Source organism: Intrasporangium sp., from assembly GCF_032907665.1.
Taxonomy (GTDB): Bacteria; Actinomycetota; Actinomycetes; order Actinomycetales; family Dermatophilaceae; genus Intrasporangium.
Map to the genome: position 1 here is coordinate 31,648 of NZ_JAJJPG010000011.1, position 14,740 is coordinate 46,387.

Annotated in this window: 10 protein-coding genes and 3 pseudogenes; 8 read left to right on the top strand and 5 right to left on the bottom strand. The window is 67.8% G+C overall.

The window, feature by feature from the left end; genetic code table 11:
• Positions 1 to 229 precede the first annotated feature (229 nt).
• The gene (locus tag LOY02_RS03425) at positions 230 to 1,552 is read left to right on the top strand and encodes an aspartate aminotransferase family protein (protein WP_317180928.1); all 1,323 of its coding nucleotides are present in this window, start codon (positions 230 to 232) and stop codon (positions 1,550 to 1,552) included.
• Between the two features lie 232 nt (positions 1,553 to 1,784).
• Here LOY02_RS03425 and LOY02_RS03430 read toward each other — a convergent pair whose 3' ends face one another.
• Together LOY02_RS03430 and LOY02_RS03435 are read right to left on the bottom strand one after the other, a co-directional pair.
• On the bottom strand, positions 1,785 to 2,975 hold the full coding sequence (locus tag LOY02_RS03430) for an ATP-dependent 6-phosphofructokinase (RefSeq protein WP_317180929.1): 1,191 nt from the start codon (positions 2,973 to 2,975) through the stop codon (positions 1,785 to 1,787).
• 175 nt (positions 2,976 to 3,150) lie between these two features.
• Complete coding sequence (locus LOY02_RS03435; RefSeq protein WP_317180930.1) at positions 3,151 to 3,828, bottom strand: ATP-binding protein; 678 nt, start codon at positions 3,826 to 3,828, stop codon at positions 3,151 to 3,153.
• A 393-nt stretch (positions 3,829 to 4,221) separates the two neighbouring features.
• On the opposite strand from LOY02_RS03435, the gene LOY02_RS03440 reads away from it, so the two are divergent.
• Positions 4,222 to 4,557, top strand: coding sequence for a hypothetical protein (locus LOY02_RS03440; protein ID WP_317180931.1), 336 nt, complete (start codon positions 4,222 to 4,224; stop codon positions 4,555 to 4,557).
• Between the two features lie 16 nt (positions 4,558 to 4,573).
• A pseudogene (locus LOY02_RS03445) lies at positions 4,574 to 4,837 on the top strand (transposase family protein); the annotation flags it as partial.
• On the opposite strand, the gene LOY02_RS03450 reads toward LOY02_RS03445, so the two are convergent.
• Positions 4,826 to 5,512 carry a hypothetical protein gene (locus LOY02_RS03450; RefSeq protein WP_317180932.1) on the bottom strand — a complete coding sequence of 229 codons (687 nt, stop codon included), beginning with the start codon at positions 5,510 to 5,512 and terminating at the stop codon, positions 4,826 to 4,828. The pseudogene LOY02_RS03445 and the gene LOY02_RS03450 overlap by 12 nt on opposite strands.
• Before the next feature lie 1,226 nt (positions 5,513 to 6,738).
• On the bottom strand, positions 6,739 to 8,028 hold the full coding sequence (locus LOY02_RS03455) for an ISL3 family transposase (RefSeq protein ID WP_317180933.1): 1,290 nt from the start codon (positions 8,026 to 8,028) through the stop codon (positions 6,739 to 6,741).
• Positions 8,029 to 8,102: 74 nt separating this feature from the next.
• Between LOY02_RS03455 and LOY02_RS03460 the strand changes: the two genes are divergently transcribed.
• Together LOY02_RS03460 and istB are read left to right on the top strand one after the other, a co-directional pair.
• Positions 8,103 to 8,738 carry a Mu transposase domain-containing protein gene (locus tag LOY02_RS03460; RefSeq protein WP_410505908.1) on the top strand — a complete coding sequence of 212 codons (636 nt, stop codon included), beginning with the start codon at positions 8,103 to 8,105 and terminating at the stop codon, positions 8,736 to 8,738.
• Positions 8,735 to 9,559 carry an IS21-like element helper ATPase IstB gene (gene istB, locus LOY02_RS03465; RefSeq protein ID WP_317180935.1) on the top strand — a complete coding sequence of 275 codons (825 nt, stop codon included), beginning with the start codon at positions 8,735 to 8,737 and terminating at the stop codon, positions 9,557 to 9,559. The genes LOY02_RS03460 and istB overlap by 4 nt, the downstream gene beginning before the upstream one ends.
• A 1,803-nt stretch (positions 9,560 to 11,362) precedes the next feature.
• On the opposite strand, the gene LOY02_RS03470 is transcribed toward istB, so the two are convergent.
• Positions 11,363 to 11,698: a helix-turn-helix transcriptional regulator gene (locus LOY02_RS03470; RefSeq protein ID WP_317180936.1), complete on the bottom strand. Its 336-nt coding sequence runs from the start codon at positions 11,696 to 11,698 to the stop codon at positions 11,363 to 11,365.
• A 99-nt stretch (positions 11,699 to 11,797) separates the two neighbouring features.
• On the opposite strand from LOY02_RS03470, the pseudogene LOY02_RS19210 reads away from it, so the two are divergent.
• From LOY02_RS19210 to LOY02_RS03480, 3 genes and pseudogenes are all read left to right on the top strand, one after another.
• Positions 11,798 to 12,061: pseudogene (locus tag LOY02_RS19210) on the top strand (CHC2 zinc finger domain-containing protein); the annotation flags it as partial.
• A gap of 361 nt (positions 12,062 to 12,422) precedes the next feature.
• Positions 12,423 to 12,824 (top strand): annotated as a pseudogene (locus tag LOY02_RS19215) (toprim domain-containing protein); the annotation flags it as partial.
• A gap of 729 nt (positions 12,825 to 13,553) precedes the next feature.
• Positions 13,554 to 14,740 (top strand): hypothetical protein (locus LOY02_RS03480; RefSeq protein ID WP_317180938.1); only part of this gene is annotated, 1,187 nt, incomplete at its 3' end.

Sequence of the window (14,740 nt, forward strand, 5' to 3'; positions counted from 1 at the left end):
GGCGGAGCTTCCATTTCGACTGAATCCGAAGTGAACGATGCGCGAACGGTAGGAAATCCGTTTCCAGTAGCCTCGATGACAACCGATTCGTTAGTATCACCGCACTAAGTGGTCTTCGTAGCGACTCCAGGAGGCAGATGTGACCGAGACGACCCAGGCCCTACCGAGGCACGACCCGGCAACGTGGCGCACCCTGCCGGCGAGTTCGCGGCCGATCGATCCAGCACGCGTGAGCCAGCTCCTCGCAGCCGAGTGGGAGCGGTTCACCTCGTGGTCCCACGCGTCGGGTGAGCACAACGCTCGGGCGAGTCAGTCGTTGCCGCTCGGCGTGACGAGCTCGTTCCAGCACTGGGAGCCCTACCCGATCTCCATCGCGTCCGCCCGCGGCGCCTGGCTGACCGACGTCGACGGCAACCGCCTTCTCGACCTGTCCATGGGTTTCGGCGCGATGCTGGTCGGTCACCTCAACCCGCACGTCGTCGAACGAGTCACGGAGGCGCTCAACCACACGGGCACCCTCTTCGTGACGCCCTCGCCACAGGCCACTGAGATGGCCGAGCGGTACCAGGCCCGGTTCGGGCTCGACATGCTCCGCTTCACGAACTCGGGCACCGAGTCGCTGATGTACGCGATCCGCTGCGCCCGGGCCTACACCCAGCGCAAGGCGATCATCAAGATCGAGGGCGGCTACCACGGCGGCTACGACGCGCTCCAGGTGTCGGTCAAGCCCGAGCTCGCCGACATCGGCCCGGCCGACGCGCCCATCCCCGATGTGCCGTTCGACGTCGAGGCCGGGACCGTGCACGTCGTCGCCTACAACGACCTCGACCAGCTCCACCGTGTCCTGGCCGAGCATGGGAGTGACGTCGCTGCCCTCGTGATCGAACCGGTCATCGAGAACCTCTCGATCGTCGTACCGGACGAGGGTTACCTCGCCGGCGTCCGGGCCGCCTGCGACGAGCACGGTGTGGTGCTGATCTTCGACGAGGTGAAGACCGGACTCACCGCCGGGTATGCCGGCGCCGCCCAGCGGCTCGGCGTCCAGCCCGACCTCATCACCCTCGCGAAGTCGATCGGCGGCGGCCTGCCGCTCGCGGCCTTCGGTGGCAAGCGCGAGGTCATGCAGGTCGTCGTCGATGGGCGGATGGCGCACTTCGGCACGTACAACGGCAACCCACTCGTCATGGCGGCGGCCCTGGCGGTCGACGAGGTCTGCACGCACGAGGCCCTCGAGGCCGCCGAGGCCATGAACAACCGCGCCATGCAGGCCATCGACGAGATCATCCGGCAGTACGAGCTGCCGGCCCACACGGTCGGCTTCGGCGTCAAGGGCTGCGTCACCTGGTCCGCCAGCCCGGTTCGCAACTACCGCGACTACAAGGCCACCGACTTCCAGCTCGCTGAGCTGTCCTGGCTCTGGGGTGTCAACCGGCGAGTCCTCACCCCACCCGGGCTCGACGAGCAGTGGCTGGTCTCGCTCGCACACACCGACGAGGACATGGCAATCCTGGTGGAGGACTTCCGCGAGCTCGCCAAGGCTCTGCGACAGTAGATGCGCATCGGGGGGTGACGCCGTCAGGCAGATTCCCTCGACTTGGTAGGCCCGTCGGGCTCGGTGCTTGCCGCTCTCATCCGGATGGTGGTGGGCGTGCTGGCCATGTTCTCGGTTGGCCTACCGATCTTCGTGGCAGGAGCCGTCCGCTTGGGTGCAGCGTGCGACACCCAGGCCAGCGCCCACACGCTGGATCCGAGGAGCCGGTTCGGCACGGTCACGCAAATCGCAGTCAATCGCTGGTCATGATGAACAACGGTGCGCCGTCGAACTCGTAGATCGGGCGGAGGCGGTCCGTGTTGTAGTACTTCTCCACCGCGACCACCTTCTTGTCCGAGGTCACGCTGGCGATGGGCACGCTGTCGTAGAACCCGCGATGAATGCTGACGAGGCGGCCGAACTGCTTCCTGGAAATCAGGTCGAGAGAGAGATTGCCGAACGCCATGGGCACGATCGAGTCCAGGGCATCCGGATCCCCTGAACGAACCAAGTATCCGAGTCGCTGGTTCACCACGTCGATGCGCCTGCCGTTGTTGTAGCGAGGCGAGTACTCCTTCAGCGCCGACGCGACCTTGTCCCCTATGCCGCCGAGCTTGCGGTGCCCGAACATGTCGGTCTCTTCGCTCTCGAAGCTCATCCCCTCATGAGATGTCAGATTCGCGCCTTCGGAGACCAGCACTACGGAGTACCGGCTCGGGTTCCTGTTGTGGTCGTAGACCATCAGCTCCGTCAGCTGCTCGACGTCTACGGGATGTTCGGGAATCAAGCAGCGATCCGCCGCGCCGGCCATGGTGGGAAGGAGCGCCGTGAAGCCCGCATACCTGCCGAAGACCTCGATGACGAGAAACCGTTCATGCGAACCCGCGGTCGTGCGAAGCCGGTGGGTCAGCTCGATGGTGCGCGTGACGCAGGTGCTGAACCCGATGCAGTAGTCGGTCCCGTAGACGTCGTTGTCCATGGTCTTCGGGATGGCGACGACGTGCACGCCCTCGTCGTGCAGCCGCTTGGCGTAGCTCAGCGTGTCGTCGCCGCCGATCGGGATGAGGACGTCGACGCCGAGGTGCTCGAGGTTCCGCAGGACGTCCTTCGTCACGTCGTTGATCGGATCCTCGTAGCCGCTCAGATGCGCCGGGACCCGCTCCTTGGGCAGGTGACTGGGCTGAGTGCGTGAGGTGTGCAGGAAGGTGCCGCCCGTCCGGCCCGCGCGGTTGACGATGGCCTCGGACAGCTCCTGCACACATTCGGAGTTGTCGGCCCCCGTCTCGCGGTTGTAGTCGACGAGACCCGCCCAACCCCGGCGGATGCCCACGACACGATGGCCTTCGCGAAGCGCGCGGACGGTGATCGCCCTGATCGCCGGGTTGAGCCCCGGGACGTCGCCGCCGCCGGTGAGGATTGCGATCGTCGGCTTATCGCTCACCATGGATCCAAATTACCGCGAACTGGCGGCTCTCATGCAGTGAGCCAGCCACGGGGCGGCCGGCCGGAGCGGCCACGGGGATCGTGGAGACGATGCCGCCGAGGCCGATGACGAGGATGAGCAAAAAGACGCCGCGAGGATGGACAAGAGTTGCGGAACTGGATCGACCAACCGGTGCTCACACCGGCTCCAGCACGAACCACACCGTCATCCCGACTGCGTCCAGTTCCGAGCCCCACCTCGTCGAGAGCGCGTCCACGAGCTGAAGCCCACGCCCGTGCACGGCCAGTGGATCCACGGTGACACTGCCGAGATCGACGACGGCCCTGGAGCCACCATCACGAACGGTCGTGGTGAGTACGCCGCGGTCGACCACGATGCGTAGCTCGCACCCGGAATCCGTATGGATTATCGCGTTGGTGACCAGCTCGCTCAGGCACAGGATCGCGATGTCGACGATGTCCTCATCGATGCCCCATGCCGCGAGGGTACTCAGCATGAAGTGGCGCGCGTGGGCGACCGCCCGAGGGTCCGCGGCGACGGAGTACGTGGCCGCGTGTGCGCCGTGCGGCACCGGCTCGTCCTCGAGGGATCTGCTGGCGTGGGTGGTGGCGCGCTGGACGCGGCGCAGGTCGGCGCCCAGCCTCTCCCCGAGTTCCTCGAGCTCGGCCAGTTGTGGGTGGTCGAAGCGCTGCGGCGTGTCGTAGAACAGCGCGTATCCGCCTTGGACGTGGCCGGCCGCGAAGATCGGCAGCGACGCGAGCGCGCGGGTCTTCGGGCTCTGGCGCTCAACAAACGCGGGATAGCGGCCCGCGAGGTCGTTCAGTGAGCCCACGACCGCCTCGCCGGTGCGCACGGAATGGTTCAGGGGGACGTCCTCGTAGGCGTCGACCTCGCACCAGGCGACGCTGCGGTCGTTGTCGCGGTCGCTCGCGCAGAAGAGGAGCCGGCGTCCGCCCCCTTCGGCGAGTGCCAGCCCCGCTCGATGAACTCCCGGCATCTCGCCGAGCCGCGCAAGCGCAGAACGCACCCACGACTCCCCGTCAGGGACCGCTCTGCTCGCAACCGGGTGCGCCACCTCGTCAGGATAGGTTCCGAGTGAGCCACCCTAAAGGGGCCCCGTGACGAAGACCCGACGCGGAGCGACGGTTCTCGGCAGGGAGTCCCTTCCCCGCGGAGGTGGCGGCCGCGCGAGCGGCGTCACGTCCTGGTGGCGGCCTTTGACAAGAAGAGGGAGTTCGAGGCGTGCATGGCATCGATCCGGACCGACATCGAGCGACGCGCAACTGCTGGCGAGCCGGTTGACCGCCACGAGCACAGCCTGGGCCGGATCTATGAGCCGGGACATCTGCGCCGTGCCGCCACGCCGATCCAGCCACAACAGGCCCTTCCTCGATCCATGCCGCCCCATGCCGGTGCGCCCGAGGCGTCAACGTGGAGCACGCGCAGCGCAGCGAGCATGAACGACGTTGACACCGACCAGCACCGGCACACACTGGCCGGCGAGGAAGGACCGCTCAGCGACACCGGCACCCACCCGGATCACGTGCATAATGCCGATGAGCGGACGGCTAAGGGCCCGTGATGAATTAATCTAGTCAGGTTCGGGCATCCAGGTGGTCACCGACCCGAGCGGGTTCCCGGTCTGGACCTCGCCGGTCGAGCCCGGCTCGGTCCACGACATCACCAGCGCCCGCGAACATGCGCTGCCCGCGCTCTACCCGGCCCCCGCGGCCGGGCTGCCCGGCCCGACCGACAAGGGCTACACGCGCGCCGGGATCGGCATCCACGTCCCACTCAAGGGCCGCAACCTGGGCGTCGACAACCAGGCCCGCAACCTGCTGATCAGCGCGCTACGCGCACCCGAGTTCACGGATCTTGGAACGCCATAACGGAATGTTCCGTCGGCCCTGCCCGATGGCCACGGCCACGAGCAGCAGCACGGTGAGCCAGACGACGTGAACGCTCCGGTCGTGTAACCCATCTTCGGTCGATGCCCAGTTGAAAGGGAGCCACCGCACGGACGCCGGGTAGACGGCTTGGGCCCACCAGTTGACGCCCGCCACCGTCACAGCGACCAAGGACCCGGTCGCGACGCCCAGCAAGGCGACTGTGATGGCGGCGATGAGTCCCACTGCGACCGCGTTGTTTAAAAGGGGCCAGAGAGTTGACGCTGGTGGACGCGCGCCCGCTGGGTACGTGGCGATACCCAGTGCCACGACCAGACTGGCGCCAACCGCTGGCAATAGGTTGCAGATGACCGCACGAAACGCCACGCGCCGCAGCCCGGTCGCCTCGAACTCAGGCAGGCGGCAGGCGCAGACGACCGCCAGCAGCACGCCTGCGATCGCTGCGCAGTACTCGTAGGGCGACACGCCGCGGGGCGTGAGATTTCGTGAAATCTCAATGAACACAAAGGCATACGGGAGCAACACCACCCAAACGCACAGGGGAACCATCAGCAGGGCGACGGTGAGTCGGGTACTGAGCAGTGGCACGGGGAGGATGGATCGTAGCCCGGAAGAATGCGCAAACTTCATGGGCCACTTCCGACGTACGTGCACGAGCGCAGGGATTGTGCATTTGCCCGGTACCATGCCTGGACCTGACTAAGCTCTGCGGTTGCGAGGACCACATCAGGCTGCGTGCGCGCGACTGATGGGTCCCCCTGCAGCATGGCCCGGGCGAGGTCCTATTGTTCTTCGGGGCGCGCCAGCCAATATGCGAGTGACAAGCTCCAGTCGAGAGCGCGCGGTGCCGTTTTCCCCGGCTGGCATGCCGCGGTCCCAGACAAGATGTCGGCGACCGTATCCCCCGTGTGCTTTGCCCCACTCATGGGGCCGACGCCAAGTTTGAGGACATCGGGGGCATTCAATGGCTTCCTGAGGGCGGTCAGAGCGCGTTCCGACCCCACAGTCGTCAGGCCGTCAGGTCGGGATCCGAGCCGGTGCATGATCTGGGACAATGACCAGCGGCACGTGAGCACCGAGCATCCAGCCTCAAAGCCCACCACGCCCCGGGACGTTTTCGACGCTCGCGGACCTGTGGCACGTCTGTGGCACACCATGGCCGACCCTGTGGAACGTCTGTGGCACAAATCTTCGGGTCCGTATCCGCGTCTTTAAGCTGTCCGCAGGCACGAAAAAGGCCGTTGACCTGCGCAAACGTGTGGTGGGCCCCGTCGGGCTCGAACCGACGACCGGCGGATTAAAAGGGCGGACCCATACCCCCTATAGCGCCGAATTTCCCTGTCTCTCAGGCCCTTCGTGCGCCGCTACCATCCCCCAAGGACAGGAATTGGCCGCGTGTACCCGGCCAATATCCGGCCATGGCGTCTTCGTCCCGAACTCCGTGGAGGGGTGTCAGCACACGCGGTGATCGTGCTGAGGGCGTGCGGATGGGTATCGCAAAGCGCCATCCGGAGATCCGACGTCGCGGCCATCGGCTGGCCGCAGGGGTGGGCCGGGCCGGGCATCTGGGCCGAGTCTCGCGCGAGGTCGCTGTCGCTCGCCATGCCCACACCTGTGCCCGGCGGCTGAACCCAACCAGGGGCAGGCGGCCGCTCTGCGCCAAGCTCGGCCGTCACGGCGGTCTCGACGGCTGCGCCTTCATTGTGGCCGCGCATACAAAGGCCCCTGTGGAGCCGCGTCACTTCGCCCAGATAGGGCTAGCGTCAGAGCGCCCATATAGGGCGCGTCCCAGCGCCCCCGAGTGCGCCCCCAGTTCCTTTGGGGGGTCTTCGAGTTTGAGCGGGGTGGCGCTGGCTTCATGCCGCTGATCTCTGCCCTCGGGTGAGGGCGATGTGGACCATGATGCGCCGTCGGTAGTTGTCCATGTTGGTGAAGCCGCATCCGACACGCTTGGTCTGCTTGATGATCCGGTTGAAGCCTTCCGTTCTGGCGTTGTGGACGTCCTCGGTGAGCGCGACCAGCACGGCGGGCCACCAGGCCTCGATGGTGCGTGCCAGGCGGGTCGTCTCGTCCATCTCGGCGCGGGCCGCGGCGTCGTAGAAGTCGAAGAGGCGCCGACGGATCAGGTGCGGTTCGTGCTCGCCGAGGAGCAGCCGGAGGCGTTCCTTGACGGCGTGCGCGGCGCCGATCTCGTTGGTCGGGTCCTCGGCGGCGAGGGTGGCCTTGAACCGGGCCCGCTGCTTCGGTGACAGGTGCTCGTAGCCGGTCAGCAGCAGCTGCCGGTTGGCCCACACCTTGTCGGTGGCGACCCCGCGACGGCCGTGCAGCTGACGGGTGACGCGCTGGCGGACCTGGGTGACCATGAGGTTGGCCAGTGCGACCAGGTGCCACTTGTCGACCGCGATCCGCGCGTGGGGCAACGCCGCGCGGATCCCCGACGCGTACGGGGCGGATGGGTCGATGAGGACCAGCTCGATCCCGTCCCGGAAGGCGGTCGACTGCAGCGCGAGCCACTCCCGAACGCAGGACCCGGAGCGGCCCGGCGCGAGGCCCAGCAGCCGGCCGGGAACCGCGGGGTCGGCGCCCACGAACGAGGTCATCCAGGGGTCGGACCGCTTCCAGCCGGCCTCTTCCAGGACCCAGCGCACCGACCGGGCGCGGGTCTCGTCGATACCCAGCACCCGGGTCGGTTCCGGCTCGGGCAGCCACCGCGCCGCGGCCGCGACCAGCGCCCGGTGCGCGGTGGTCCAGGCGATGCCGTACTCGGCGGCGACCTCGCTGACCGCCCGGTTGCCCGAGGCGATCGCCTCGGCCACCTTCGCCCGCAGCCGCTCGGTCAGCCTCGCCCGCGCCGGGACCGCGGCCGACTGTTGCGTGAACGACGATGTCGCGCAGACCGGTTCGCGGCACAGCAGCCGCCGCTTGCGCCACCAGAGCTCGGTCCGCTGCCCCGAGGCGGGCAGGTCCTTGATCCGGACCAGGGGTCGCTCCTTCACCCTCGCCGACAGGACGCCGCAGCCGGGACAGGCGCCCTCCGGGTCGGCGACCTCGATGACGACCCGGACCATCTCCCGACCAAGCCGCTCGACCTGAAGGACACGGAACTCGTCCTCCAGGCCGAGCAGCACTGACGTACCCTCGTTCATGCTCGTGGCCTCGCTGCTGCTGTGTTGTGAGAGACCAACAGCATGTCGGGGCCACGAGCCCCATCAACTACCGGGTGCCCCGCTCAAAGTCGAAGAGCCGTTTTGACGCTTCCACACCGCTCTCGTGCCGGGTCGACATGAAGGCGCGGGTCTGTGTCCGCCAGTCGTACTACTCGGTCCCCGCGTCCTACGCCGGAAGGCGGGTCGCGGTGCGCCTCGGCGCGGACACGGTGACCGCGTACGACGGAGGCACGGTGATCGCCTCGCACGTCCGGTCGCTGCACAAGGGCACCGAGGACCTGGTCCTGGACCACTACCTCGAGGTCCTGACCCGCAAGCCCGGCGCCCTCGCGGGCGCGACCGCGCTGGCGAACGCGCGGGCCCGTGGCTTGTTCACCGACGCGCACCAGGACTTCTGGGACGCCGCCCGCCGTCACCTCGGCGACAAGGACGGCACCAAGGCGCTGATCGGGGTCCTGCTGCTGCACCGCACCCTGCCGACCTTCGCCCTGCAGGCGGCGATGCGCGAGGCGATCACCTCGGGCCGGTTCGACGCCGACCGGCTCGCCGTGACCGCCCGCACCCACGTCGCCGCCAACACCGAGCCGGCACCACCAATCACGCTGCCGGCCAATGCGATCCCCGGCGCGACGCGTCCGGCGCCGTCGCTGGCCGGCTACGACCAGCTCCTGACAGGAGAACTCGCATGACCCCCCGCACCAGCACCAGCACCGGACCCCGGGCCCGCGCGGCCGTGACCGCGCTGAGCGAACCCGCCGCCGAGGCCGCGATCACCGCCGCCACCAAGATCCTCGGGTTGCCGACCATCCGCGACGAGCACGCCCGCATCGCCGAGGCCGCCGCCAAGGAGCGCCTGACCCACAAGGCCTTCCTCGCCGAGGTCCTCACCGCCGAATGCGACGACCGCGACGCCCGACGCCGGATCCGCCGCGTCAACGAAGCGAAGTTCCCCCGCAGCAAACGCCTCGAGGACTTCAACCCCGCCATGCTGCCCGACCTGCCGCCGGGCACCCTGGCGCACCTCGCGTCCGGGGCGTGGATCGACGCCGGCGAACCCCTCGTGCTGCTCGGCGACTCCGGCACCGGCAAGACCCACCTGCTCATCGCGCTGGGGACCATCGCCGCCGAACAAGGCCGCCGCATCCGCTACACCACCACCGCCGCCCTGACCAACGAGCTCGCCGAAGCCGCCGACGACAAACGCCTGACCCGGCTCGTGGCCCGCTACGCCGCCCTCGACCTGCTCGTCCTCGACGAGGTCGGCTACGTCAGCCTCGACCCCCGCGGCGCCGAGCTGCTCTTCCAGATCATCACCGCCCGCGAGGAGAGAGCCTCCATCGCCTGCGCCTCCAACGCCCCGTTCAGCGAATGGGGCACCACCTTCACCGACCCCCGCCTGGCCGCCGCGGTCGTCGACCGGCTCACCTTCAACGCCCACATCATCAACACCGGCACCAGCTCCTACCGGCTGCGCTCGACCAGGGCCGCGAAGAAGGGAGCCGCCACCTGACCCCAAGCGCATGAGGGTGGCGTCGGCCCAGCCACCCACCATGAGACCCAGAAGTCAACACCGAGGGTGGGGCCAAAACAACTCATCACAGTGGGGCCAAATCAGCTTGTCATTCCCACTTGAGCAGGCCGGGAGTTGTTACAGCCAACACCGTGCCCCAAACTAGAACGGCGCCGAGCAGCGCGGCCAGCTTTGCGCCGACGTGTAGATGGAACAGGCGGCTCCCGAGAGCGCACGCGAGTCCGATAACCATGGCACCGCCAAGAAGGAAGGGATAGACCCAAAGCAATAGCATTGCGGCGCGCTCGGCCGGGTCGCTGCAAGACTTAAGCTTCATCGACAAGCACTGCTCAAGCGATATGGCGGGACCGAACTTCGCCACAGCGGCCCAAAAGAGGCCTGGGAGCAAACTCACGCCCAACACCACAGCCGCCGCATCAAGCAAGGCGGACTGCAGTGGCTCCCCGTCTTGGAGGTTCTCCGGGCGCCCTACCTCCACGGGACCCGACTCCAGCCATTTCCGGGCAGGATGACCTCACGCTCATCAGAAGTCAGGATGTCGTGGTCTGAGCTGATCGGGCTTGCGCGGCTTGCGAACATTGTGATCTGGCACCTCCCCGACACCCGTAGCGTGTCCACCCGCAGGACCACCCAAGCCTTCGCGCCGAGCTTCGGAGCAGTCGCACGTCCTACCAACTCGTAGGAGTCAGCAGCCCCCGCTTGCGGCGACATCCGGCCCCATAGCTCCGCTCCGGCGTCAAGATGTCGGCCCGTTCCGATGTTGCGTTGGACCGCTCTCTCGTGTACCAGGAAAGACCCAAGCCCGGGCGGTGCGGTGGGCGCAAGGAGTGTTGTCATTAGCGCTGAGTCAGCTCCGTTCGTGCGCGCATCGTGCTGGGCCAGCGCGAACGACACGGCAAAAGCTCCACAACGATCGTCCCTGGAGATAGCAACCGTATGATCGAAGGTGACGACCCCGACTGGAGCGTCTACTTCATTTAGGGGTTGGACGTTTCCGCTCAACCGGTTGAACTCTGGGACGAAGTCGGCATCCCCCACGGGTGTGCGAGTCCCTAGAGGCCCCCCGCCGGGCACTTTCGTCCCTGAAGATGAAGTGCCCAGGGCTCCGACTCCATTCAATGTCGAACTCTGAGCTTTATCCGACGACACCGCAGAACACGAAGCAATGAAATACAGCAGCAAAATGCCGGCTGATACCAAGACCGCCCGCTGAAGACTTGGCGCCGAAATCATCCGGAATACGCCCTAAATCCGTCATCGAAGGCCAATGCGTAGGCCAACTGCCCCCCCAGGGTTGGATGGAACGAATTCGGCCCGATTAACCCGCTTTGGCTGTCCCCGCCGAGGTCCCAGTCGACGTCGTTGAGCCAGGCGTCGTACGTGCACGCTCCATGTCCCCTGAACCGCGATTGCACATATGGGGCAGCGCTCCAAACGCCAGCGTCGCTTGCGGCGCCGCTGATTACGCTATTGAGCGAGCTAGTGAGCCGCGCAAACATCTCTCGCTCAGGCATCTCAAAGGCAGCGCAGATGCTCGTGGTGTCACTCGCCGCATTAACCGGATCGACTGGGACTGGATAGCCGCCCACCACGATGTCGGCAAATTTCGCTTCGGGGGCGTTCTTGATGGCACGGTACGCGTTAGCCAAGCCCGGCCGCAAGCTTAGGATTCGGCTGCGCATCTGGCTCTCCATAGTCGTACAATCCTGCATCGCGCAAGTCCCGAGGAATTCGGCCCACTGAGTGTCGTTCCCGCCGATCGTGACCGTTACGACCTTGGGCTTACTGACGGTCGCATAGGTCGGCGAGGCGGGCGTCGACGATCGTGCTGGGCGCGTTGAGGGGGCGGCGGGGTGCTGACTCGATGACGAGGTAGTCGACGGTGACGTTGAAGACCTGGGCGATGCGAATGACGGCTTCGAGGCCGGGGGCGACTTTGGAGTTCTCGTAGCGGGAGACCTGCCGGGCGTCGGAGTCGATCTTCGCGGCGAGTTCGGCTTGGGACCAGCCGGCTTCGGTGCGTAGCGCCTTGAGGCGGTCGCCGTGGAAGGGGCTGGGCATCTGGTGGCCTCCGCTCGGGTGGGGTGATGCCCATTGTGCTGCGTCGATGACGGTCATGCTTGCCTCCGATGGCCTGTCGCCTTGCCTTGAAGTGCATCATGTGGCATATGGTGTTGCCTCCGAGTGTAAGTCGAAAGTTTTCTGGTGGAGGTCGGCGTGGCGCGGATCCCGGAGGAAGAGTTGGCTCGGCTCAAGGTCGAGGTGTCGGTGGCGCGGCTGGTGGAGGGCTGCGGGGTCGAGCTGCGCCGGCAGGGTCAGGACCTTGTCGGCCGGTGCCCGTTCCATGACGACGGCTCGCCGTCGCTGGTGGTGACGCCGGGCAAGAACTTGTGGCATTGCCTGGGCGCGTGCCGGCGTGGTGGTGGCCCGGTGGACTGGGTGATGGCGGCGCAGGGTGTGTCGTTCCGGCATGCGGTGGAGCTGCTGCGGGAGGAGTCGCCGGCCCTGGGCGCGATCGCGCAGGCCTCGCCGCTGGCTGCTGGGCCCGGGCCGGTGGGTAAGTCGTTGTCGCGCAAGCTGCCGCCGATCGCCGAGCCGTCGGTGCAGGACTTCGAGCTGACGGCCGCGGTGATCGCGCATTACGCGGACACGCTCACTTCGTCGCCGGAGGCGTTGGGGTTCCTGGCCAAGCGACGGATCGACCTGCCCGAAGCCGTCGAGACGTTCCGGCTGGGGTACGCGAATCGGACGTTGGGGTACCGGTTGGGTGCGTCACAGACGAAGACGGGCGGGCTGCTCCGGTCACGGCTGCAGGCGCTGGGGTTCCTGCGGGCGAGCGGGCATGAGCATTTCACTGGCTCGCTCGTCGTCCCGGTCCTCGACGTGCACGGCGGGATCGGGGAGGTGTACGGGCGGAAGGTCGCCGAGTCGAAGCTGCGGGCCGGGGACGCCGCTGCACCTGTACCTGCCGGGCCCGCACCGGGGCGTGTTCAACGCTGCCGTGTTCGCGCAGGTCGACGAGCTGATCGTCACCGAGTCGCTGATCGACGCACTGTCGTTGTGGTGTGCCGGGTTCCGGCACGTGACCGCCGCGTACGGGACGGGCGGCTGGACCCCCGAGCACGCGGCCGCGATCGAGGCGTACGGGATCCGGCGGGTGCTGCTCGCGTTCGACGCGGACGAGGCCGGCGACCGCGGCGCCCTTGAGGTCGCCCAAGGCCTGATGGCGTCGGGGGTGGAGTGTTTCCGGGTGGAGCTACCTCGAGGCGCGGACGTCAACGACATCGCCGTCCAAGCCGGCTCGCCTCGGGAGGCGCTGGGGCGGTTCCTGCGCAAGGCGGCGTGGATGGGTGCCGGTCCGTCACCGGCGCGGGACGTGTACCCCGTGGCGCACCCGGTCGAGTTCCAGGCCGCGGCCACTGCGGCTGCTGGGGCGACGGTTGAGGCGACAGGGGCAGCGAATCCCGTTGCGGTGCAGGCCGATCCACCGGCGCACGGGCTCATGCCTGAGGCTGGCCCTCTGCTCGCAGAGCCGGGCAGTGAGCCGGGCGGCGAGCAGGACATCGGGTCGGTGGTGGCGGCTGAGGTGGCCTCGCCGGTGCCGCGCCCGAGTGGTCCGCGGCCCGTGGTGGAGGTGGTCGGGTCGGAGCTGCGCCTGCGTTTGGGGACGCGTGCGTGGCGGGTGCGCGGGTTGGAGCGGGTGACCTCGTTCGAGACGCTGCGCGTCAACGTCCTCGTCGCGAGAACCGACCAGCCCGAGCATGCCGGGGCGGCCGCTCACGCGTTCCATGTGGACACATTGGACCTGTACAGCGCCCGGGCCCGGGGCGTGTTCGTGACCCAGGCCGCGGCCGAGCTCAGGTTGGAGGCCGAGGTGGTCAAGTCGGACCTGGGCCGGGTGCTGCTGGCGTGCGAGGCCAGAGCCGAGGAGGTCATCGCGGCCGCGAACGAGCCGGCCGTGACGGAGGTGACGGTGACCGGTGCCGCCCGGGAGAACGCCCTCGCCCTGCTACGCGACCCACGGCTCATCGGCCGGGTGGAGGAGGCGTTCGCCGCGGTCGGGATGGTCGGCGAAGCGGTCAACTGTCTCGTCGGGTACCTCGCCGCTGTCAGCCGCAAGCTGCCGGCGCCGCTGGCGGTCATGGTCCAGTCCACGTCGGCTGCGGGTAAGTCGGCGGTGATGGAGGCGGTGCTCGGGTTCGTCCCCGAAGAGGACCGCGTCAGCTTCAGCGCAATGACCGGGCAGTCGCTGTTCTATCTGGGCGAGTCGGATTTGGCGCACAAGGTGCTGTCGGTCGCCGAGGAGGAAGGCGCGTCCCGGGCGGCGTACGCGCTCAAGCTGCTCCAGTCCGAGGGCGAGCTGTCGATCGCGTCGACGGGCAAGGACACGGCGTCGGGGCGGCTGGTGACGCACACGTACAAGGTGACCGGCCCGACCGCGATCGTGCTGACCACGACCGCGATCGACGTGGACGAGGAGCTGCTGAACCGGTGCCTGGTGTTGACGGTGGACGAGGACCGCGCCCAAACCCAGGCGATCCACCACGCGCAACGCCGCGCGCAGACCCTCGACGGCCTCACCCGGCGATCACTGCGGGAGCAGGTGGTGGCGGTGCACCGGGACGCGCAACGGCTGCTCGAACCGCTGGCGGTCGTCAACCCCTATGCCGACCGCTTGACCTTCGCCGACGGCAGGACCAGAACCCGACGGGACCATGGCAAGTACCTTGGGCTGATCGCCGCGGTGACGTTGCTGCACCAGCACCAACGCCCCCGCAGGACCGCCACGGTGAACGGGCTGCAGGTCGCGTACGTCGAGTCGACGATCGGCGACATCGAGGTGGCCAACCGCCTGGCTCATGCCGTGCTCGGGCAGTCCCTCGACGAGCTCGCCCCGCAGACCCGCCGGCTCCTGACGGCGATCCACCAGCATGTGACCGCGCAAGCCAAGGAACTGGCGGTGGATGTGTCGCTGATCAGGTTCACGAGGCGTCAGCTGCGCGAGGCGCTCAACAGCAACGGGTCGGGGTGGGGCGACACCCAGCTGAAGGTCCACCTCGCCCGCCTCCTCGACCTCGAGCTGCTGCACGTGCACCGGCTGGAGACGGGCGCGTTCACGTACGAGCTGACCTGGCGTGGCGAAGGCGAGCACGGGCAGCC